The 20,929-nt window shown below is 74.7% G+C and carries 16 protein-coding genes; 6 read left to right on the forward strand and 10 right to left on the reverse strand.

The features are described 5' to 3' along the window. Window positions 1–403 precede the first annotated feature (403 nt). Window positions 404–676: a flavin reductase gene (locus SM577_RS02915; protein ID WP_302918956.1), complete on the forward strand. Its 273-nt coding sequence runs from the start codon at window positions 404–406 to the stop codon at window positions 674–676. 47 nt (window positions 677–723) lie between these two features. Here SM577_RS02915 and SM577_RS02920 read toward each other — a convergent pair whose 3' ends face one another. Both SM577_RS02920 and SM577_RS02925 read right to left on the reverse strand, forming a co-directional pair. After that, window positions 724–1,269 (reverse strand): hypothetical protein, encoded by a 546-nt coding sequence (locus SM577_RS02920; RefSeq protein ID WP_474586211.1) that lies wholly within the window; start codon window positions 1,267–1,269, stop codon window positions 724–726. Window positions 1,270–1,351: 82 nt separating this feature from the next. Further along, a complete protein-coding gene (locus tag SM577_RS02925) occupies window positions 1,352–2,284 on the reverse strand; it encodes an ABC transporter ATP-binding protein (protein ID WP_302918958.1) in 933 nt (310 codons plus the stop codon). Between the two features lie 263 nt (window positions 2,285–2,547). On the opposite strand from SM577_RS02925, the gene SM577_RS02930 reads away from it, so the two are divergent. Continuing rightward, window positions 2,548–4,935, forward strand: coding sequence for a TRAP transporter permease (locus SM577_RS02930; RefSeq protein ID WP_474586229.1), 2,388 nt, complete (start codon window positions 2,548–2,550; stop codon window positions 4,933–4,935). A gap of 35 nt (window positions 4,936–4,970) precedes the next feature. After that, complete coding sequence (locus SM577_RS02935) at window positions 4,971–5,957, forward strand: TAXI family TRAP transporter solute-binding subunit (RefSeq protein WP_474581904.1); 987 nt, start codon at window positions 4,971–4,973, stop codon at window positions 5,955–5,957. 135 nt (window positions 5,958–6,092) lie between these two features. Here SM577_RS02935 and SM577_RS02940 read toward each other — a convergent pair whose 3' ends face one another. From SM577_RS02940 to SM577_RS02950, 3 genes are all read right to left on the reverse strand, one after another. Next, on the reverse strand, window positions 6,093–6,629 hold the full coding sequence (locus SM577_RS02940; RefSeq protein WP_302918961.1) for a hypothetical protein: 537 nt from the start codon (window positions 6,627–6,629) through the stop codon (window positions 6,093–6,095). Then, a complete protein-coding gene (gene dnaG / locus SM577_RS02945; protein ID WP_302919644.1) occupies window positions 6,629–8,527 on the reverse strand; it encodes a DNA primase in 1,899 nt (632 codons plus the stop codon). Before dnaG ends, SM577_RS02940 begins: the two co-directional genes overlap by 1 nt. Before the next feature lie 146 nt (window positions 8,528–8,673). Further along, window positions 8,674–9,078 (reverse strand): MerR family transcriptional regulator, encoded by a 405-nt coding sequence (locus tag SM577_RS02950; protein WP_302918962.1) that lies wholly within the window; start codon window positions 9,076–9,078, stop codon window positions 8,674–8,676. Between the two features lie 89 nt (window positions 9,079–9,167). Here SM577_RS02950 and SM577_RS02955 point away from each other — a divergent pair, with 89 nt between their 5' ends. Continuing rightward, complete coding sequence (locus SM577_RS02955) at window positions 9,168–9,836, forward strand: SDR family NAD(P)-dependent oxidoreductase (RefSeq protein WP_302918963.1); 669 nt, start codon at window positions 9,168–9,170, stop codon at window positions 9,834–9,836. A 21-nt stretch (window positions 9,837–9,857) separates the two neighbouring features. Here SM577_RS02955 and SM577_RS02960 read toward each other — a convergent pair whose 3' ends face one another. From SM577_RS02960 to SM577_RS02975, 4 genes are all read right to left on the reverse strand, one after another. Then, window positions 9,858–11,492 (reverse strand): BCCT family transporter, encoded by a 1,635-nt coding sequence (locus SM577_RS02960; RefSeq protein ID WP_302918964.1) that lies wholly within the window; start codon window positions 11,490–11,492, stop codon window positions 9,858–9,860. Between the two features lie 81 nt (window positions 11,493–11,573). Further along, window positions 11,574–12,410: a siderophore-interacting protein gene (locus SM577_RS02965; RefSeq protein WP_302918965.1), complete on the reverse strand. Its 837-nt coding sequence runs from the start codon at window positions 12,408–12,410 to the stop codon at window positions 11,574–11,576. Window positions 12,411–12,425: 15 nt separating this feature from the next. Continuing rightward, complete coding sequence (locus tag SM577_RS02970) at window positions 12,426–13,703, reverse strand: deoxyguanosinetriphosphate triphosphohydrolase (RefSeq protein ID WP_474586212.1); 1,278 nt, start codon at window positions 13,701–13,703, stop codon at window positions 12,426–12,428. A gap of 67 nt (window positions 13,704–13,770) precedes the next feature. Beyond that, window positions 13,771–14,124: a VOC family protein gene (locus tag SM577_RS02975; RefSeq protein ID WP_302918967.1), complete on the reverse strand. Its 354-nt coding sequence runs from the start codon at window positions 14,122–14,124 to the stop codon at window positions 13,771–13,773. A gap of 194 nt (window positions 14,125–14,318) precedes the next feature. On the opposite strand from SM577_RS02975, the gene SM577_RS02980 reads away from it, so the two are divergent. Beyond that, window positions 14,319–14,816, forward strand: coding sequence for a roadblock/LC7 domain-containing protein (locus tag SM577_RS02980; protein WP_302918968.1), 498 nt, complete (start codon window positions 14,319–14,321; stop codon window positions 14,814–14,816). A gap of 89 nt (window positions 14,817–14,905) precedes the next feature. On the opposite strand, the gene ppdK is transcribed toward SM577_RS02980, so the two are convergent. Further along, the gene (ppdK, locus tag SM577_RS02985) at window positions 14,906–17,614 is read right to left on the reverse strand and encodes a pyruvate, phosphate dikinase (RefSeq protein ID WP_302918969.1); all 2,709 of its coding nucleotides are present in this window, start codon (window positions 17,612–17,614) and stop codon (window positions 14,906–14,908) included. A gap of 348 nt (window positions 17,615–17,962) precedes the next feature. On the opposite strand from ppdK, the gene SM577_RS02990 reads away from it, so the two are divergent. After that, window positions 17,963–19,672, forward strand: a complete 1,710-nt coding sequence (locus SM577_RS02990; protein WP_474586230.1) for a beta-N-acetylhexosaminidase — start codon at window positions 17,963–17,965, stop codon at window positions 19,670–19,672. Window positions 19,673–20,929 lie beyond the last annotated feature (1,257 nt).

The raw sequence follows: 20,929 nt of genomic DNA on the forward strand, positions 1-20,929 counted from the left end.
ACCGGCCGGGACCGGCCGCCATACGCCCTGGTCGTCGGCGCGCGGGACCTCCCACCGTAGTCGGGTCCTCAGCAGACTGTCACGCAGCGGAACCGCTCACGGGATCAGACGGCGGGCGGAACCAGGCCGGGGGCGCCCGGCGACAACGAGGTCCCGGGCGCCCCCTTCCCAGCTCGACGGAGGCTCACCGCATGCGACTCAGGTTCTGGCGCTGCCGGCGCCCGACGCCACCCGCCACGCTCCCCCGGCGTACGCCCAACACCCGGCCGGCGTGGGCGACCGCGCCGACGGAGGTCTTCCCCACCGACGGTCCGGGACGCCCGGGGCGGCTGACCCGGGCGCAGGAGTGGCGGGCGAACGGTGGCCACTGGCTGCCGTCGCCGCGCCGGAGCGCGGAGGGTCCGTGCCGGAGCGAGGACGGCCCGCGCTGATGCCGCGCTACCGCCCGCACGTGGCGGCGCGCCCGTCCTGGCGCTGCCGGGTGTGCGGCGCCGCGTGGCCCTGCTCCCCGGCCCGGCTGGCGCTGCTCGGGGAGTACCGGGAGAACCGGACGGGTCTGCTGATCTACCTCGGCACGCTGATGTGCGAGGCCACCGCCGACCTGGCCGAGCTGAACGGTCAGGCGGTGCCGGACGGGTTGGCCGACCGCTTCCTGAACTGGGCGAGGGCGCGGTGACCAGCACGACCGCTCGGCCCAGCTCAGCCGGGGCCCGTCCGGGTCGGTCAGCCGCGGATCGCGCGGAGCAGCGACCGGAGCGCGTAGCCGAGCAGCAGCACGCCCGCGCCGGTGCCCACCACCAGGCCGGCCGACACCCCGGTGGCCAACCCGGTCACCAGCCCGGCCAGCGCCACCGCGCACATCGCCACGCCGAGCGGCCGCAGCAGCGGGTCGCCCAGCAGCGGGGCGAGCGGGAAGAAGTGCAGCCCGACCACGGCGCAGACCAGCGCCGGGGTGAACTCCGACCAGCCGGCGGCGGCCAGCAGCACGGCGCCGAGCGCGGCGACGGCGAACTCGGCCACCACGATCAGCAGGTAGCGCCGGTCCGTCGCGCGGTCGCGCGGCCCGGCGTCCGCGCCCCGGGACCGGGCCGTGACGATGCCGCCGCCGACCGCGGTGAGCAGCGCCGCCACGCTGCCGGCCACCAGCACGCCGCGCAGCGGTTGCTCGGCGGCCGGCACGCTGAACCAGACGGTGGCGAAGATGCCGAGGTAGAGCGCGCCGAGCCCGCCCTGACGCCGCGACCGAACCGCTCCGACCGACACCGGCACCCCCGCTCGTCGCGCCCGGGCCACCGGCGGCCGGGCGTCCGGCCGATGCTACGGGCACCGGAGCAGCCCGGCCGCGCGGGCCTCAGTCGACCAGGGTGCGCCCGGTCAGGTGCAGGAAGACGTCCTCCAGGCTGCTGCGCCGGACCAGCACGTTGGCCGGGGTGAGCCCGAGCCCGTTGACCTCGGCCACCGCCGCGTCGCCGTCGGGGACGTAGAGCAGGATCCGGTCGGGCAGCACCTCGACCCGCTCCGCCAGCGGCTCGACCTTGCCGGCGAACGCCTCCTGCGACTCGGCGGCGAAGCGCAGCTCGACCACCTCGCGGGTGGAGTGCCGCTCGATCAGCTCACGCGGCGAACCCTCGGCGACGATCCGCCCCCCGTCCATCACCACCAGCCGGTCGCAGAGCTGCTCGGCCTCGTCCATGTAGTGCGTGGTGAGCACCAGCGTGACGCCCTGCTGCTTGAGCCGGAACAGCCGCTCCCAGACCAGGTGCCGGGCCTGCGGGTCGAGGCCGGTGGTCGGCTCGTCGAGCAGCACGATCTCGGGCTCGTTGACCAGGGCGCGGGCGATGGTCAGCCGGCGCTTCATGCCGCCGGAGAGCGGCTCGACCTTGCTGTCGGCGCGCTCGCTGAGCTGGACGAAGTCGAGCAGCTCGGTGGCCCGGGCCCGGGCCACCCGGCGGGAGATGCCGAAGTAGCGGGCGTAGGTGGTGAGGTTTTCCCGGACGGTCAGCTCGGGGTCGAGGTTGTCGAGCTGCGGGCAGACGCCGAGGCGGGCCCGGATCGCCGGGCCGTCGCGGACCGGATCCATGCCGAGGATGCGCAGCTCACCACCGCTGGGCGGGGAGATGCAGCCGACCATCCGCATGGTCGAGGACTTGCCGGCGCCGTTGGGGCCGAGGAAGCCGAACGCCTCGCCGGAGCGCACCTCGACGTCGATGCCGTCGACGGCGGTGAAGTCGCCGAACCGCTTCACCAGCCCCCGGGCCTGGATGAGTGGTTGAGCCGTGGTCACCGCCCGACCCTAGCCGCCGGGTCCGACAGCTCCACCCGAATTACCCGCGCCCCGGCGGGCGGCAGCGGCGACACGGAACGGACGGATGTCGATACCCCGTCCGCCGCTTGATCGACGTGTATCGTCCCTTCGTGTCGCCCACCCGCCCACCCGACGGCTCACCGCCACCCGGCCGGCCGGCCGATGGGGCCGGTGCCGCGCCGGCCGCCCCCGGCCCGCCCGGGGCAGCGCCCCGGCCGGCGGCACCGCCCGCCCCGGAGACGATGCCGGCGGACTCCCCCGCCGCACCCGGCGACCCCGGACGTCCGGCGGGCCAACCCGTCGACCCCGAGGCCGCCGCGCGACCGGCCGGCACCACCACCGCCTCCGACACCGCCGGGCCGGCGGAAGGCGTCGCCACGGAGCACGCCGGAGGCGACGCGAATCCGCCGGGCACCGCGACCGACGGCCCCGGCATCGCCACCGAGGGCCCCGGCACCGCACGGGCGGCGACGGGCGGAACCGGACCGACGGTGGCCGACGCGGCGACCGCCGACCTGGCCGCCCGGTTCGAGGACGAGAAGCCCGGCCGGACCCTCACCGGAGCGCCCGGCCTGCTGCTGGCCGGCGTGGCGCTCGCGGTCGCCGCGCTCGCCCTCTGGCAGGTGTTCCGCCCGCTGCCGCAGGGCAGCAAGTACTACCTGATCATCTTCCTGGCCGGCGTACTGCCACTGGTCTTCCTGGCCTACCCGGCCGACCTGCCACTGCCGGCCCGGCTCCGGCGGGCGATCCGGCCCGGCCGGTCCGGTGCGGACGGCCAGGTCCGGCCCGGCCGGTCCGATGGGGAGGGACCGGAGGGACCGGTCGGACCGGTCCGGCCAGCGGGGAGCGCGCGGCCGACCCTGCCGGACTGGGCGCTGGCCGCCCTGGCCCTGCTCGCCTGCCTCTACCCGGTGCTGCCGGTCCGCCTCGGCGCCGGCGGCGGCGGGTACAACGCCTTCCTCGACCGGCAGGGCCTGCTCGTGCCGCTGGACCTGGTGCTGGGCACGGTGCTGCTCCTGCTGCTGCTGGAGGCGTGCCGCCGCACCACCGGCTGGATCCTGCCCGCGGTCTGCCTGCTGTTCCTCGGCTACGGCTACTACGGCGGGCTGCTGCCGCAGTCCTGGCCGGTCGCCCACGCCGGGCTCGACTTCAGCCAACTGGTCGACGCCTTCTACAACTCCGACAGCGGCTTCTACGGCACCCCGCTCGACGTCGCCGCCTCGTACATCGTGCTGTTCACCATCTACGGCGCGGTGCTCGACCTCTCCGGCGCCGGGCGGTTCTTCGTGGACCTGTCCACCGCCGCGTTCCGCCGCTCGCGGACGGCCGCCGGGCGGACCGCCGTCGCGTCCGGCTTCCTGCTCGGCACCGTCTCCGGCTCGGGCGCCGCGACCACTGTCAGCATCGGCGCGGTGACCTGGCCGATCCTGCGACGCGCCGGCTACCCGCCCGAGCGGGCCGGCGGCATGCTCGCGGCCGCCGGGGTGGGCGCCATCCTCTCGCCGCCGACGCTGGGCGCGGCGGCGTTCATCATCGCCGAGTACCTGGGCGTGTCGTACCTCCAGGTGCTCGGCTGGGCGACCGTGCCGACCGTCCTCTACTACCTGGGCATCCTGCTGGCCGTGGAGATCGACGCCCGGCGGTCCGGGGTCCGCCCGGTGCTGATCGACGCCGCGTCGCCGTGGCGGCTGCTCGCCCGGTTCGGCTACCACTTCGCCTCGCTGGTCGCCATCGTGGTGCTGCTCGCCGTCGGCGTCTCCGCCACCCGCGCGGTGGTGCTGGCCACCGTCCTGGCCGCCGCGCTGTCCTTCCTGGACCGGGCCCACCGGCTCACCCCGGCCCGGCTCGGCGCCGCGCTCGTCGCCGGCGTACGCGGGGTGCTCGCGGTGACCGCGGTCTGCGCCGCCGCCGGCATCATCACCGCGACCACCACGAAGACCGGCCTCGGCCCGCAGGCGGCCGCGCTGCTGGTGAGCGGCGCGCAGGCGGTCGCCTCGGACCCGACCCTGGTGCTCGCGCTCACCGCGGTGCTCGCCGCCGTCGCGCTCAGCCTGCTCGGCCTGGCCGTGCCGGTCACCGCCTCGTTCGTCATCGGCTGGGTGATCATCGGTCCGGCGCTGCTCGACCTCGGCGTGTCCGCGCCGGCGGTGGCGATGTTCGTCTTCTACTTCGCGGTGCTCTCCGAGGTCTCCCCGCCGACCGCGCTGGCCGCCGTCGCGGCCGCCGCGGTCACCGGGGGCCGGCTGGTGCCGACCATGTGGCAGACCCTGCGGTACGCCCTGCCGGCCTACCTGACGCCGATCGCGTTCGTGCTCACCCCGGCCGGCCTCGGGCTGCTCGGCATCGGCGGAGCGCGGCGGATCGCGGTCGCCGCCGTGGTGGTCGCGCTCAGCGTCGCCGTGCTGGCCGTGGCGGCGGGCGGCTGGCTGCCCGGCGTCGGCCCGGCCGGCGTGCCGGAGCGCGTCCTCGGCGCGCTGGCCGGCGTGACCCTGCTCTGGCTCGAACCGGTGCCGGTCGCGGTCGGCCTCGCGCTGGCCGCCGTGGCCGCCACCGGAGTGCTCGTACGACGCGGATCCGCCGGCCGGGCCGCCGGGCCGCGCGCCGGATCACCGGAGGTCAGGGAGGTATGACAGTGAGCGGGAACAGGATTCGGCTGGCGGCCGGGATGAGCGTGCTCGCCCTCGCCGCGGCGGGTGTCGCGGGCTGCGGCGGCCGGCAGGGCGGCGCGGCGAAGGACGACGCCGCCAGCGAGGTCACCTGCGAGGTGACCGCGGACACCCGGGTCGGTATCGCGACCGGCAACGCGACCGGCGTCTACTACGTGGTCGGCAACGCCCTCGCCGGCCAGCTCTCCGGCACCACCGGCGGGAAGCTGACCGGCACCGCCGCCGAGACCGGCGCCTCGGTGCAGAACATCGAGCAGCTCGTCGCCGGCCAGTACGACGTCGCCTTCTCGCTCTTCGACACGGCGGTCAACGCGGTGCAGGGCAAGGGCAGCTTCACCGCCGCGCAGCCGGTCGAGGCGCTCGCCCGGATCTACGACAACTACACGCAGGTGGTGGTGCGGGCCGACGCGGGCATCGCCTCGGTGGCGGACATGCGGGGCAAGCGGATCTCCACCGGCTCGCCCAAGTCCGGCACCGAGGTGATCGCCAACCGGCTGCTGGAGGCCGCCGGCCTGGATCCGGCCACGGACATCCAGGCGCAGCGGCTCGACCTCGCCAAGACGGTGCAGGGCGTCAAGGACGGCAGCATCGACGGCTTCTTCTGGTCCGGCGGGGTGCCCACCGGCGGGCTGACCGACCTCTTCACCACCGCCGGTGACCAGGTGAGGTTCCTCGACATCACGCCGCTGCTGCCGAAGATGGCCGAGCTGAACCCGGCCTACCAGGCCGGCACGATCGGCAGGGACGTGTACCGCACGGCGGCGGACACGCCGACCATCGTGGTGCCGAACGTGCTGCTGGTGCGCAAGGACCTGGACGCGAACGTGGCCTGCGCGATCACCCGGACGGTGTTCGAGCGCAAGGACGCGCTGGCTCAGGCCAACCCGGCCGCGAAGGGCATCAGCCTGGAGACCGCCCGCCGGACCGACCCCGTACCGCTGCACCGCGGCGCGGACAAGGCACTGCGCGACCTGGGCGCCAACTGAACGGTCGCCGGGCCCGCGCGGGCGCCGCTCCCGCCGGGCCCGGCACGGGCGCCGTCCCCGCCGACGGCGGTGGCCCGGCGCGGGCGGGCGCAGTCAGGCCGGCGCGGTCAGGCCGGCGCGGTCAGGCCGGTGCGGTCAGGCGTCGGTCGGGGCGGTGGCGGCGCGGGCGGCGGCGACCAGCCGGTCGGTCTCGGCGAGCACCGCGTCGTCGTCGACCGGCGTGCCCGGGTCCAGCCGGACCGTCCAGGTCAGACCGTCCACGCCGGGCACCCGCCGGGCGGCCACCCGGCCGGCGCCGCCGGGCAGCGGGTGGTGCTGGGTGTACGCCACCGAGCGGGTCACCCGGGCGCGCACCTGGTGCGGCAGCTCCCCCGGATCCAGCAGCAGGTACGTCTCGGCCGGGCAGTCGGCGACCACCAGGTAGCCGTCACGCTCGGCGACCCGCTCGGCCGGCGTGACGGTCAGCTCGCGGCCGGACCAGACCGCCTTGAGGATGTCGTGCCAGCCCAGCCGGTGCCCCCGGCCGGGCAGCCAGAGCCCGAGGTTGCTGGCCACCACCACCCCGTCGCCCTCGCCGTTGCCGGCGGCCGCCCAGGCCAGCACCCGCTCCTCGGCGTCCAGCGGCGGCCGGGCGGCCGCCGGCAGCTTCGGCTTGCGGTTGAACAGTCCCATCACAGCCCTCCCGCGGCCTGCTCGCGCAGCGCCCGGGCGTGCTGCTCCAACGAGAGCAGCTCGCCGAAGAGCGCGAAGTACTCGTCCTTGTTGCTGACCGGGTTGATCCGCTGGATCCGCGACTTGAGTTCCTTGATCCGGCTGGTCACCGAGCCCCACTGCAACCGGGCCATGGTGACCGAGACGTAGCGCGGGTCCGGTTCGCCGTCGATGCGCAGCGGCTCCACGGCCAGCTCGCCGACGAGCGCCTGGGCGGCGAGATCCTCGCAGGCGTCCCGCACCGAGGAGATCCAGACCGCGCCGCCGGTCGCGGCCGAGGCACCACCGACCGCCGCCACGGCGGCGCGCACCGCGGCGTGCACCGGGTGGCGGTACTCCACCGCCTCGACCGCGTCGAACATCGGCCCGGCCAGCACCGGCTCCTGGAGGGCGAGCTTGAGCGCCTCGCGCTCGACCATCGACTGCGGGCTGTCCACGCTCGGCTCCGGCCGGGCCGGCCGGGACGGCGCCGCCGCGGCCTCCCGAGCGGGCTGGCCGGAGGCGGCGGCCAGCACGGCCCGCTGCACCGGCTCGATCTCCATGCCGAGGTCGCCGGCGAGCTTGCGGACGTACTCCGGGCGCTTCTCCCGGTCCTTGAGCTTGGCGACCAGGGGGGCGGCCCGGCGCATCGCCTCCACCCGACCGTCGACGGTGTCCAGGTCGTAGCGGCTGATCACGTGGCGCAGCGCGAAGTCGACCAGCGGCTCGCGGCGGGCGACCAGGTCGCGTACGGCCAGGTCGCCCTTGGCCAGCCGCAGCTCGCACGGGTCCATGTTGTCGGGGCTGACCGCGATGAAGGTACGCCCGACGAAGCGCTGGTCGTCCTCGAACGCCCGCAGCGCGGCCTTCTGCCCGGCGGCGTCCCCGTCGAAGGTGAAGATGATCTCGCCGGCCCGCTCGTCGCTGTCGAAGAGCACCCGGCGCAGCACGGAGATGTGGTCGGCGCCGAACGCGGTGCCGCAGGTCGCCACCGCCGTCGGCACGTCGGCCAGGTGGCAGGCCATCACGTCGGTGTAGCCCTCGACCACGACCACCTTGCCCTGCTTGGCGATCTCACGCTTGGCCTGGTCGATGCCGTAGAGGACGTGCGACTTCTTGTAGATCGGCGTCTCGGGGGTGTTCAGGTACTTCGGGCCGTCGTCGTCGTCGAAGAGCTTCCGGGCGCCGAAACCGATCACGTCGCCGGTGATGTCCCGGATCGGCCACATCAACCGGCGGCGGAACCGGTCGATCAGCGAGCCGGAGCGGGCCGGCCGGGACAGCCCGGCGGTGACCAGCTCGTCGTGCGTGAAGCCCTGCTGGCGCAGGTGCTTGGTGAGCAGGTCCCAGCCGTCCGGGGCGAAGCCGCAGCCGTAGCGCTCGGCGGCGGCCTTGTCGAAGCCGCGGCGGGCGAGGAACTCCCGGGCCGGTCGGGCCCCGGCCGTGCCGAGCTGGGCCCGGTAGAACTCCACGGCGGCGGCGTGCGCGGCGACCAGGCGCTGCTTCTGCCCGTGCTGCGGCCGGGCGGCCCGCGGCGCGGCCTGGTCGGTCTCGACGTAGCGCAGCTGGATGCCGGCCCGGGCGGCGAGCCGCTCGACCGCCTCGACGAAGCTCAGGTGCTCGGCGTCCATCAGGAACTTGATCGCGTCGCCGCCGGCGCCGCAGCCGAAGCAGTACCAGACGTTGCGGGCCGGCGAGACGTTGAACGACGGGCTCTTCTCGTCGTGGAACGGGCAGAGGCCCTTGAGGTTGCCGCCCCCGGCCGACTTCAGGGTCACCGTCTCGGAGATCACGTCCGCGATCGAGGTGCGCTCGCGGACCAGCGCGATGTCCTCGTCCCGGATCCGCCCAGCCATGCCTGCCACCCCCTCGGCGTACATCCTGCCCTGCCGGACCGACGCTCCGCCGCCGGGGGAGGTCGTGCGGTCCACCCGATCCGGCGCCCGCGCCGCGCCCCGCCACAGCCCGGCCCGGCCCGGCCCGGCGGGAGCGTCCCGGCCGATTCGGGACGCGGACGCTCCCGGAGCTAATCCCCGGCCGGCTGCTCCCGGCCGGCGGCGGCGGACCGGTCGCCCCGCCCCGGCATGGCGGCGAGCAGGGTGTCGAGCGCCTGTCGCTCGGTGCCCAGCCGCGCCATCGCCTCGGCGATGCGGGTCCGCTCCCGCTCCAGGTGTTCGACCATGCCCGGGCACGCCGACGGTGTCGGCCGCCCACCCTCGTCGTGCACGCAGTGCAGCACCCGCGCGATGACGGCGGTGGGCAGCCCGGCGGCGAGCAGGGCACGGATGTGGGACACGGTGACGACGTCCGAGGCGGCGTACTCGCGGTAACCGTTGGCCAGCCGCACCGGGCGGAGCAGCCCCTGCTCCTCGTAGTAGCGCAGCAGCCGCGCGCTCACCCCTGTCTCGCGGGCCAGCGCCCCGATCCGCATGTGAGCTGCCCCATTCGACCGTTGACCTTCACACCGATGAGAAAGCTTAGCTTTCCTCCCGTCGACGGCCGGCAGGGAAGGAGCAGAGGATGCCAGGCGCAGTGATCATCGGGGTGGGACCGGGCATCGGACGGGCGGTCGCGCTGCGGTTCGCGCGGGAGGGCCTGCCGGTCGCGCTCGTCGCACGGACCGGGGCGACGGTGCGGGCGGTGGCCGAGGCCGTCGCCGCGCTCGGCGTACGGGCCGTGCCGTTGACCGCGGACAGCACCGACGAGGTGGCGCTGCGGGCGGCGCTGGACGCGGCGGCCGACGAACTGGGCCCGCCGGACGTCGTGGTGTACAACGCCGCGATCATCCAGGCGGACTCGCTCGGCGAGTTGTCCGTCGCCGCCCACCAGGCCGCCTGGGCGGTCAACGTGGTGGGGGCGCTCACCACGGCCGCACACGTCCTGCCCGGCATGGCCCGGCGCGGCGGCGGCTCGTTCATCGTCACCGGCGGGATGCCCGAGCCCAAGCCGCGGTACGTCTCCCTCTCGCTCGGCAAGGCCGGCGTGCGGACGCTCGTGGCGCTGCTCGACCAGGAGTACGGACCGTCCGGGGTCCACGTGGCGACGGTCACCGTCGCCGGTGCCGTCGCCCCGGACACGGCGTTCGACCCGGACGACATCGCGGAACACTACTGGCGTCTGCACACCCAGCCCCGGCAGCGCTGGGAGCGGGAGGTCGTGCACGACGGGGAGGCCACCGCCGGCCGGTGAGGCCGGTCCGGCGGGCGCGGGTCACCGGGGGCGGCGCCGCAGGTAGCGCCGCACCGGCGGCGGGTCCTCCTCGTCGTACGACCGGGCGGCCCGGATCGCGGCGGCCAGCCCGTAGCGGCGGTTGCGGGGCGGCGGATTGACCGTCGGATCCCGGGACATGTCCCGGATCAGCGCCACCGCGAGGCCGAGCATCACCACCACGAACGGCAGCGCCACCATGATCGTCGCCTGTTGCAGCGCGTCCAGGCCCCCGGCCAGCAGCAGCACCGCGGCCATGGCGCCGATCAGCACCCCCCAGGTGACCACGAGCACCCGGTGCGGACGCAGCGCACCCCGGGAACTCAGCGAGCCGAGCACCAGCGACGCCGAGTCGGCGCTGGTGACGAAGTACAGCGCGATCAGCACCATGGCCAGGACGCTGGTCAGCGTCGCCAGCGGCAGCGCGTCCAGCAGGCCGAAGAGGGCCTGTTCGGTGCCCGCCCCGACGTCCGCGACCAGATCGCGCGCGCCGGTGGCCTGCGCCCGCAACGCGCTCCCGCCCATCACCGCGAACCAGACCGCGCTGGCCCCGCTCGGCACCAGCAGCACCCCGACGAGGAACTGCCGGATCGTCCGCCCTTTCGAGATGCGGGCGATGAAGGTGCCCACGAACGGCGCCCAGGAGATCCACCACGCCCAGTAGAAGATCGTCCAGGAGCCGAGCCACGACGGGTCGGAGAAGGCGCCGGTGCGGGTGGACATGAAGAGCAGGTTGCTGAGGTAGTCGCCGACCGAGGCCGGCAGCACCTCCAGCGTGTAGATGGTCGGCCCGACCACGAAGACGAAGAGCATCAGCAGCACCGCCAGCAGCACGTTCGTGGTGGAGAGCCACTTGATGCCCTTGTGCAGCCCGGAGAAGGCGGAGATCACGAAGGCCAGCGTGAGCGCGCCGATCACGACCAGCTCCACCGCTGTCGTGTCCGGTATGCCGGCCACCAGGTCGAGGCCGGCGGCGACCTGGAGCGCTCCGAGGCCGAGGCTGGTCGCCGAGCCGAACACCGTGGCGAAGACCGCCAGCAGGTCGACCGCCCGGCCGGCCGCCCCGTCGGCCCGGTCGCCGAGCAACGGACGGAACGCCGCGGAGATCCGGTTCTCCCGACCCTTCCGGAAGGTCGAGTACGCGAGCGCCAGCGCCACCACCGCGTAGATCCCCCAGGGGTGCAGGGTCCAGTGGAAGAGGGTGTACTGCATGGCCGTCGCGCCGGCCGGGCCGGTCTGCGGCGCGACTCCGGTCGCGGGCGGCGGCGCCGCGTAGTGCTGGATCGGCTCGGCGACGGCGAAGAAGACCAGCCCGATCCCCATCCCGGCGCTGAACATCATCGCGATCCAGGCCAGCGAGCTGAACTCGGGCTCGTCCTGGTCGGCGCCGAGTCGGATCCGGCCGAACCGGCTCGCCGCGATCACCACCGCCAGCACCAGGAAGGCGTCGGCGGCTAGGACGAAGAACCAGCCGAAGGTGCCGATCGTCCAGGCCAGCCCGGACTCCCCGAAGCCGGCCAGGGAGTTGCGGGCGAGCGCGCCCCAGGCCACCACGGCCAGCACCCCGCCGACGCTGAGCGCCAGCACCACCGGATCGACGCTCCCCCGGTGTGCCGGCTGCTCCCGCTGCTCGGACATCTGCACCCCCACCCCATCCTGGTGACCGGAGGGGGCGGCCGGTGGGGATCGCGGAAACGTCAGCCCCGGGCGGGCGGCGGGTCAGGCGGCCAGCGCGGTGGACTCCTCCGCCTCGACCTGGCGGTTCCACTCGGGCTTGGTCGAGCGCCAGCCCTCGTCGTCCATGCCGCGCCGCCAGTAGCCGGAGATGGAGAGCCGCTCCCGGGCGACGCCCCACTCCACGCGCAGCAGCCGGCGCAGCTCCTTGACCCAGGTCGCCTCGCCGTGCACGAAGGCGTGCACGTCACCGGGTGGGACCTCCAGCTCGCGGACCGCGGCCAGCAGCGCCTCGCCGACCGGCCGGCCGTCGCGATGCAGCCAGGTCAGCCGTACCGCTCCGGGGCTGAGCAGCCGCTGCTCGTCCGCCGGGTCGTCGATCTCCACCAGCACGACGGCCGGGGCGCCGAGGGGCAGCCGTTCCAGGGCGGCGGCGATCGCCGGCAGCGCGCTCTCGTCGCCGACCAGCAGGTGCCAGTCGGCGTCCGGGTCCGGCGCGTACGCCCCGCCGGGGCCGACGAAACGCACCGGGTCGCCCGGGCGCAGCGCGGCCGCCCACGGCCCGGCCAGCCCCTCGTCGCCGTGGTGCACCACGTCGACGGTCAGCTCGCCGGCCAGCGGGTCCCAGGCCCGCACGGTGTACGCGCGCAGCCGCGGCCACTGCTCGCGGGGCAGGTCACGACGGATCGCGGCCAGGTCGACCGGGTCGGCGAGGTGGACGCCCGGCGCCGGGAAGAGGATCTTGATGTAGTGGTCGGTGAACTCGCCCACCGGCAGGCCGGCAAGTTCCGCACCGCCGAGCACCAGCCGGATCAGGTGCGGGGTGGGCCGCGAGGTGCGCAGCACCCGGGCGGTGGTGACCTTCTTGGCGCGCTCCGTCATGCCACTTAGGTTATCCTAACTTCGACCCGGCCCCGTCCGGGGTGCCCCCACCAGCCGGGTGTGCCAGGCCACCGCCGCCGGATCGGTGAGCGAGGCCACCTGGTCGACCACCACCCGCAGCCGGGCGGCGTCGTCCGGGGCGGCCCGCCAGAGCGGGGCGAAGACCGGGTCGAGCACGTCCGGCGCCCGGTCGGCCAGCACCGCGACCAGGTCGGCGATCACCTCTTGCTGCCGCTCGTACCGGCCCCGCGCCCCCGGCCGGCGCAGCACGTACCGCAGGGCGATGCCCTTGAGCAGCGCACAGCGGGCCCGGATCGACCGCGGCACCACCAGGTCGGCGGCGTACCGGCGGTGCGGGCCGGCGCCGAACCGCTCCTGGGTGGCGGCCACCGCGGCGGAGACGAAGCGGCCGGTCAGCACGCTGGTGGTGGCCTTCAGCGCCGCCTGCGCGCGGTGGCTGCCGTCGTACCCGGCGAGCGGGGCGAGCACCGGGTCGGCGAGCAGATCGACCAGCACCTCGCCGAGGTCGGCCGGGGACTCGCCGGAGTAGGTGGCGGCGACGTCGACGCAGAGCGCGGCCCGCTCGTCCGGGTCGGTCAGCAGCGGGGCCAGCGTGATGTAGCCGCCGTGGAAGCCGTCCTCCACGTCGTGCACCGAGTAGGCCACGTCGTCGGCCCAGTCCATCACCTGCGCCTCCAGGCAGCGCCGGTCACCGCCCGGCCCGCCGGCGCGCAGCCACTCGAAGACCGGCAGGTCGTCGGCGTACACCCCGAACTTGCGCTGGCCCGGCCGGCGCGGCCAGGGGTACTTGGCGACCGCGTCGAGCGACGCCCGGGTCAGGTTCAGCCCGGCGGAGGACCCGTCCGGGGCCAGCACCTTGGCCTCCAGCCGGGTCAGCACCCGCAGCGTCTGCGCGTTGCCCTCGAAGCCGCCGCAGGCCGCGGCGAGCTGGTCCAGTGCGGCCTCGCCGTTGTGCCCGAACGGCGGGTGGCCGAGGTCGTGGGCCAGCCCGGCGGTGTCCACCACGTCGGGGTCGCAGCCCAGCCGCGCGCCCATCTCGCGGGCGATCTGGGCGACCTCCAGCGAGTGGGTGAGCCGGGTACGCAGGAAGTCGTCGGTGCCGGCGGTATGCACCTGCGTCTTCGTGGCGAGCCGGCGGAACGCCGCCGAGTGCAGCACCCGGGCCCGGTCCCGCTCGTACGGGGAACGGCCGTAGCCGGAGTCCTTCGGCGGCTCCTCGACCCGGCGCTCGGCCGGGTCGTCCGCCCCGGGTCGGCCGGGCTGGACGCTCAACCCGCCACCGGCCTGGTCACGCTGCCGGCACACCCCTGTCGCCCACTGCGGGGTCCGCGGAACCGGCTCACTCCCCGCGCTCGCGCAGCACGCAGAACTCGTTGCCCTCCGGGTCGGCCAGCACCGTCCACCCGACGTCGCCCTGCCCCACGTCCACGTGCCGGGCGCCCATGTCCACCAGCCGCTCGACCTCGGCCTCCTGGTCGTTGGGGCGCAGGTCGAGGTGCAGCCGGTTCTTGCCCTCCTTGCCGTCGGGCACCGGCACGAACACGATGCCGGGCAGCCGGTCGGCGGACTGACGGATCTCCACCTCGTCCGGCTTCTCGGTGACCACCTGATAGCCCAACGCCTCGGCCCACCAGCGGGCCAGTCGGGCCGGGTCCCGGGCATCGACGGTCAGGCTCTCCCAGGCGCTGCTCATGTCGATCAGGGTACGCCCGCGCGGCCGTCCCGGCGCGCCTGCGAGGTGCGCTCCGGCGGGCCGCAACCCCCGATCAGACGAGAGTTGTCAACCGATCGCCGACCGTCACGGGCTCGCGGGACCGCATCGGCCACCGGTAGCGTCTCCGATGCGGAACGTGACCGACCGACCGGAGACACGACGGGGGAGAACGCGTGGACGAGGACGTGGTGGGAACGGAGTTGCGCGGGCTGCGCCGGCGCCGGCCGGAGATCGCCGGCACGGTGCTCGCCGGCACCGACGGCCTGCTCATCTCCAGCGACCTGCCCGCGACGGACGCCACCCACCTGGCGGCGCTCGCGGCGGCCAGCTTCGGCCTCGGCAGCCGGGTGGCCGACACGGCGCGCCGGGGCGAGTTCCGCGAGTCCGTGGTGCACACCTCGGCCGGCTGTGTGGTGACCTACCCGGTCGGCAGCGACGCGCTGCTCACCCTGGTCACCGAGGCCACCGGCGACCTCGACGCGCTGCACGCCGACGCCCGGGCCGTCGCCCGCCGGGCCGGCAGCGCGTTGGCGCACCGCCGTCCGGTCGGCGCCGCCGCGCTGCCGACCACGCACGGCCCGCTCGCCACGCGCACCCCCGGCCGGGCCACGCTGCCGACCCGGCGCGTCGCCCGGCACCCGCACGCCACCTGGCGCCGCCCACCCGTCTGAGCCGGCCGCCGCCGGTTCACCCCCGGCCCGGAACGCGACCGGCGGCGGCCCGGTGACCGGGCCGCCGCCGGGGCGTACGCGTCGACGGCTCAGCGGCTGTCCGAGCCGGTCGTCTCGATGGCGGCCCGGCCGGCCTCCAGCCGGGCGACCGGCACCCGGAACGGCGAGCAGGAGACGTAGTCCAGCCCGACCTCGTGGAAGAAGTGCACCGACTCGGGGTCACCGCCGTGCTCGCCGCACACGCCGAGCTTCAGCCCCGGGCGGGCGGCCCGGCCCTCCTCGGCGGCGATCCGGACCAGCCGGCCGACGCCGTCCCGGTCGATCGACTCGAACGGCGAGATGCCGAAGATGCCGAGTTCCAGGTAGCGCCAGAAGAACGCGCCCTCGACGTCGTCGCGCGAGAAGCCCCAGCCCATCTGGGTCAGGTCGTTGGTGCCGAAGGAGAAGAACTGCGCCGCCTCGGCGATCTGCCCGGCGGTCAGCGCCGCCCGGGGCACCTCGATCATCGTGCCGATCAGCACCTCGACGCCGCTGTCCCCGACCACCTCGGCGATGATCTTCTCGGCCTCGGTGCGTACCGTCTCCAGCTCCTGCACCGCGCCGACCAGCGGGACCATGATCTCCGGACAGGCCGATCCGCCGGCCCGGGTGACCGCGACGGCGGCCTCGGCGATGGCGCGGACCTGCATGGCGAACAGGCCGGGGATGACCAGGCCGAGCCGGACGCCGCGCAGGCCGAGCATCGGGTTCTCCTCGTGCATCCGCCGGACGGCGGCGAGCAGGGCCTCCTCCTTGGCCACGTCCTCGCCGCGCTCCTGGGCGACCGCCACGTTGACCGCGAGCTGCTCCAGCGGCGGCAGGAACTCGTGCAGCGGCGGGTCGATCAGCCGCACGGTGACCGGCAGGCCGTCCATCTCCCGGAAGATCTCGATGAAGTCCTCCCGCTGCAACGGCAGCAGCGCGGCGAGCGCGTCCTCCCGCTCGGCGTCGGTGGCCGCGAGGATCAGCCGCTCGACCAGCTCCCGGCGGTCACCGAGGAACATGTGCTCGGTGCGGCACAGGCCGATGCCCTGGGCGCCGAAGCGCCGCGCCCGCGCCGCGTCGGCGCCGGTGTCGGCGTTCGTCCGGACCGCCAGCCGCCGCCGGGCGTCGGCGTGCGTCATGATCCGGTGTACGGCCTTCACCAGCGCGTCGTCGGTCTGCTCCGGGTCGAGGGTGCCCTCGAAGTACTGCACCACCTCCGACGGCATGACCGGCACCTCGCCGAGGTAGACCTTGCCGGTGGTGCCGTCGATGGAGACGACGTCGCCCTCGGTCACGGTCTGCCCGGCCACAGTGAACTTCCGCTGCGGGATGTTGATGTCCAGCTCGTCGGCGCCGGAGACGCAGGTCTTGCCCATGCCCCGGGCCACCACCGCGGCGTGGCTGGTCTTGCCGCCGCGCGAGGTGAGGATGCCCTTGGCGGCGATCATGCCGTTCAGGTCGTCCGGGTTGGTCTCCCGGCGGACCAGGATCACCGACTCGCCCTCGGCGGCCAGTTCCACCGCGCGGGCCGAGGTGAAGACCACCTTGCCGACGGCCGCGCCCGGCGACGCCCCGATGCCCTTGGCCACCGGCTGGAACTCGTGGTCGAGCTTGAACCGGGGGAACATCAGCTGGGCGAGCTGCGCGCCGTTGACCCGGTGCAGCGCCTCGTCCAGGTCGATCAGACCCTCGTCCACCAGCTGCCCGGCGATGACGAAGGCGGCCGCGGCGGTGCGCTTGCCGACCCGGGTCTGCAGCATCCAGAGCTTGCCGCGCTCGATGGTGAACTCGATGTCGCAGAGGTCCTTGTAGTGCCCCTCCAGCCGGGCCATGTAGTCGAGCAGCTCGTCGTAGGACTTCTTGTCGATCCGCTCCAGCTCCTGCAACGGCACGGTGTTGCGGATGCCGGCCACCACGTCCTCGCCCTGGGCGTTGGCCAGGTAGTCGCCGTAGATGCCCTGCGCGCCGCTGGCCGGGTCCCGGGTGAACGCGACGCCGGTGCCGGAGTCGGCGCCGAGGTTGCCGAAGACCATCGCCACCACGTTGACAGCGGTGCCCAGGTCGGCCGGGATGCGCTCCTGCCGGCGGTAGATCACCGCGCGCTCGGCGTTCCAGGACTCGAACACCGCGCGGATGGCCAGGTCGAGCTGCTCGCGCGGCTCCTGCGGGAACTCCCGCCCGGTGTGCTTGCTGAAGATCTTCTTGTACGCGTCGACCAGGCCGCGCAGGTCGTCCGCGTCGAGGTCCAGGTCGTTGGTGGTGCCCTTGGCCCGCTTGACCTCGTCGAGCGCGTGCTCGAACTCCTCGCCCGGCACGTCGCAGACGGTCTTGCCGAACATCTGGATCAGCCGGCGGTAGGAGTCCCAGGCGAACCGGTCGTTGCCGCCGGCCTGCGCGCTCAACCCGACGACGCTGCGGTCGTTGAGGCCGACGTTGAGGACGGTCTCCATCATGCCGGGCATCGAGAACTTGGCGCCGGAGCGGACCGAGACCAGCAGCGGGTCCTGGGGGTCGCCGAGGCGCCGGCCCATCTCCCGCTCCAGCGCCGCCAGGTGCGCGGCGATCTGCTCGGCCAGCCCGGCCGGCTCCGATCCGGTGGCGAGATAGGCCTTGCACGCCTCGGTGGTGATGGTGAAGCCGGGCGGGACCGGCAGGCCGAGGTTGGTCATCTCGGCCAGGTTGGCCCCCTTGCCGCCGAGCAGGTCCTTGAGGTCCTTGTTGCCCTCGGCGAAGTCGTAGACGTACTTGTGTTCCGCCGTCTCTTGCGCTGCCACCAGAGCCTCCCACGCGCGCCGGTCCGACACTTAACGAAGGTTTAGTTGCTCCCATACCCCGGGGCCGGCCACCGGTAATCCCGGTGCCACGCCAGTCGGTGGGCGAAGGTTAAGCGAACATCGGGTGGGCTGGGACCGTTCGGTGACAATAGGCACAGCCATCACGACTATCCGCGTTCGTGCCGGTTTCTGGGAACGCTTCCACGCGCACGATCACGCAATCCCGGCCCTCCCTCGTACCCTTGACGGCACGCGTTTCGGTGAACTTCACCTTTGCCATAACCGCCGCGAATACACCCGGGAGCCGCTGCCGTGTCCACCCTCCCCTCCCCCGCCGAGCAGGACGGGGTGCCGCTGAGCCAGCAGTCCGCCGCCGACCAGGAGCGGTTGCCGCTGCGCGAGCCGGCCGCCGCCGACCTGGCGCGCGCCGCCGCCCGTGCCGCCGGTGACCTGCTCGCCCCGCCCGCCCCGGTGCGCCTCGGCGACGTGGTGCCGGCCCCCGAGCAGGTCCACCCCGACCCCGCCGCCGACTACCTGCTGACCCCCGACGCGGTGATCCGGGTCGGCACCGAGCCGGCGGCGCTGGCCGTCGCCGAGCACCTGGCCGCGCTGCTCCGCCCGGCCACCGGGTACCCGCTGCCGGTCACCGACACCGCCCGGCCCGAGCCGGCCGGCGGCATCGCGCTGGTACTGGCCGACGACGACACCCTCGGCCCGGAGGGCTACCGGCTGGACGTCGCCCCGACCGGGGTACGGATCGCCGCGGCCGGACCGGCCGGACTGCTGCACGGCGTGCAGACGCTGCGCCAACTGCTGCCCGCGGCGATCGAGAGCCGCACCCCGGTCACCGAGCGCTGGGCGGTGCCCGGCGGGTCGATCACCGACCGGCCGCGGTTCGCCTACCGGGGCGCGATGCTCGACGTGGCCCGGCACTTCTTCGGCGTCGAGGACGTGCTGCGGGTGATCGACCACCTGTCCCGCTACAAGCTCAACCATCTGCACCTGCACCTCACCGACGACCAGGGCTGGCGGATCGCCGTCGACTCCTGGCCCCGGCTGGCCACCGTCGGCGGGGTCGGCGAGGTGGGCGACGGCCCCGGCGGGCACTACACGAAGGCCGACTACCAGCGGATCGTCGCCTACGCGGCCGAGCGCCACATCACCGTGGTGCCGGAGATCGACCTGCCCGGGCACACCAACGCCGCGCTGGTCGCGTACCCCGAACTGGCCGCGGCGGGGATCGTGCCGACGCCGTACACCGGCACCGAGGTCGGCTTCAGCTACGTCGACCCGGCCAGCGAGCGGACGTACGACTTCGTCGCCGACGTGCTCGCCGAGGTGGCCGCGATGACGCCGGGCCCGTGGCTGCACATCGGCGGCGACGAGGCGTTCAAGGTGAAGGGCGAGGCGTACACCGGCTTCGTCGAGCGGGCGCAGCGGATCGTCGCCGGCCTCGGCAAGACGGTGGTCGGCTGGCACCAGTTCGCGCCGGCCGGGCACGCCGACGGCCGGGTGCTCCAGTGGTGGGGCACCGACGACGACGATCCGGCCACCGCCGACGCGGTACGCCGGGGCGCCCGGCTCCTCCTCTCCCCCGCCAACCACGCCTACCTCGACATGAAGTACGCCCCGGACACCCCGATCGGGCACGACTGGGCCGGCCTGATCGACCTGCGGCGGTCGTACGAGTGGAATCCGGGCGCGCACGTGACGGGCGTGCCGGAGGCCGCGGTGCTGGGCGTCGAGGCGCCGCTCTGGACCGAGTCGGTGACCTCGCTACCCGAGGTCGAGTTCATGCTCTTCCCCCGGCTCCCCGCCCTCGCCGAGCTGGCCTGGTCGCCGCGCACCACGCACGACTGGGACCGCTTCCGCGACCGGCTGGCCGGGCACGGCCCCCGCTGGACCGCCGCCGGCATCACCTTCCACCGCTCCCCGGAGGTGTCCTGGCCGGCGGACGCTCCGGTTCCCGCGGGTACGGCGGTTCCCGCGGGTACGCCGCTCGCGATCCCGGCCCAGCCCGGCCCCGACGACGCACCCGCCACCGCCCCGTCCGTCTGATCCCCACCGACATCGATCAGCCGCCGGCCCCGCTCCCGGGGCCGGCGGCTGGCCCGTCCACCAACCACCGGACCGCCGAACCGCCCCGCCAACCGCCCTGCCGCCCATCCAGGGCTCGGGCCCTTGGGAGCTGAGTCGCAGACGCGTCACCGGTCCCGTACCGCAGCCAGACGATGGACGCGGTGGGGCAGCGCCGGGTCGGCCGGGCGTGCGGGGCCCAGGGCAGACGTGCTTGACCAGGGCGGCGGGGCGTGTGGCCGCTAGGCGCGAGGCATGTCGCGGCCCGAGCCGGGGCGGGCACTTCGCAGCCCGGCGCGTGCGGGGCTCCGGCCCGGCCGGCGGCGGGGCCCAGGGGCAGACGTGCTTGACGGGCGGGGCTTGTCACCTCTAGGCGAGGGGCATGTCCCGGCCCGGACCGGGGGGCACTTCGCAGCCCGACGCGTGCGGGGCTCCGGCCGGCCGGGCGTGTCCTGCCGGGGCGGGCGGCAGGGGTGATACCCGAGCGTCATAGATATGCCGCTGAGGTATCACGCTCTCCCGGCGATTGGTCGGCACCGGCCGTCCCGCGACGCCGGCGGTCTGCGATCTGGCCCGGGATGCGGTCGGCTGGGTTGATCCACTCCGTGTCGGGGATATGGCGGCATCCCGAGCCTGCGGACCCCGCGATATCCCGACACGGTGTCGATCACCGGGGTGCCGTAGTGAGCCGTTTAACGAGATCGGCTCTACAGCGTGCCCGTGGGTGCCTGCCCGCACGGGCCGAGCCGGTGTCGCCTGGCCGCCCGGTGAGTGGCCGGGTGTCCGGTTCGCGGTGTCCGGTGGTGTGTCGGGGTGCGGGGTTTGGGTGCCGGTGTGGGGTGGTCGGGGCCACCCCGGCGGCGGAATCGGTGGCGGGTCGGGGTCGTTGAACATGACATACCCGCCGCGCCTCCCCGGGCGTCAGCGAGCGCGGGTGAACGGCCCACCGGGTCGTGGGCGGAATGGCCGCCGGCCACGGGTCGTTGACACACCCCTGACGGGCCGAGCAAGCCCCCAGGCACCGGGCGCCGCCGGAATGGCGGGCCAGCCGGGATGGTTACACCCCCGACGGGCCGAGCAGGCCCCCGGCCTCCCGGGCGCCGAGCCGCCGGAATGGTGGGCCGGGCCGGATGGTTACACCCCCGGGACGCCCGAGCAGGCCCCTGGCCGCCGGAAGCGACCCCCCTTCCATTGCACGACCTTTCCTTGCGCGCGGCCCACACCGCCCCCCGTTTGGTG

This window comes from Micromonospora desertarenae (assembly GCF_056150265.1).

Excerpts from the sequence above, each read along its gene's own strand:
- SM577_RS02930 (WP_474586229.1), top strand. The coding sequence starts at position 2,548 with ATGCCGGCGGACTCCCCCGCCGCACCCGGCGACCCCGGACGTCCGGCG.
- SM577_RS02940 (WP_302918961.1), bottom strand. The coding sequence starts at position 6,629 with ATGGGACTGTTCAACCGCAAGCCGAAGCTGCCGGCGGCCGCCCGGCCG.
- SM577_RS02975 (WP_302918967.1), bottom strand. The coding sequence starts at position 14,124 with ATGAGCAGCGCCTGGGAGAGCCTGACCGTCGATGCCCGGGACCCGGCC.
- SM577_RS02950 (WP_302918962.1), bottom strand. The coding sequence starts at position 9,078 with ATGCGGATCGGGGCGCTGGCCCGCGAGACAGGGGTGAGCGCGCGGCTG.
- SM577_RS02960 (WP_302918964.1), bottom strand. The coding sequence starts at position 11,492 with ATGTCCGAGCAGCGGGAGCAGCCGGCACACCGGGGGAGCGTCGATCCG.
- SM577_RS02935 (WP_474581904.1), top strand. The coding sequence starts at position 4,971 with ATGAGCGTGCTCGCCCTCGCCGCGGCGGGTGTCGCGGGCTGCGGCGGC.
- SM577_RS02955 (WP_302918963.1), top strand. The coding sequence starts at position 9,168 with ATGCCAGGCGCAGTGATCATCGGGGTGGGACCGGGCATCGGACGGGCG.
- dnaG (WP_302919644.1), bottom strand. The coding sequence starts at position 8,527 with ATGTACGCCGAGGGGGTGGCAGGCATGGCTGGGCGGATCCGGGACGAG.
- SM577_RS02965 (WP_302918965.1), bottom strand. The coding sequence starts at position 12,410 with ATGACGGAGCGCGCCAAGAAGGTCACCACCGCCCGGGTGCTGCGCACC.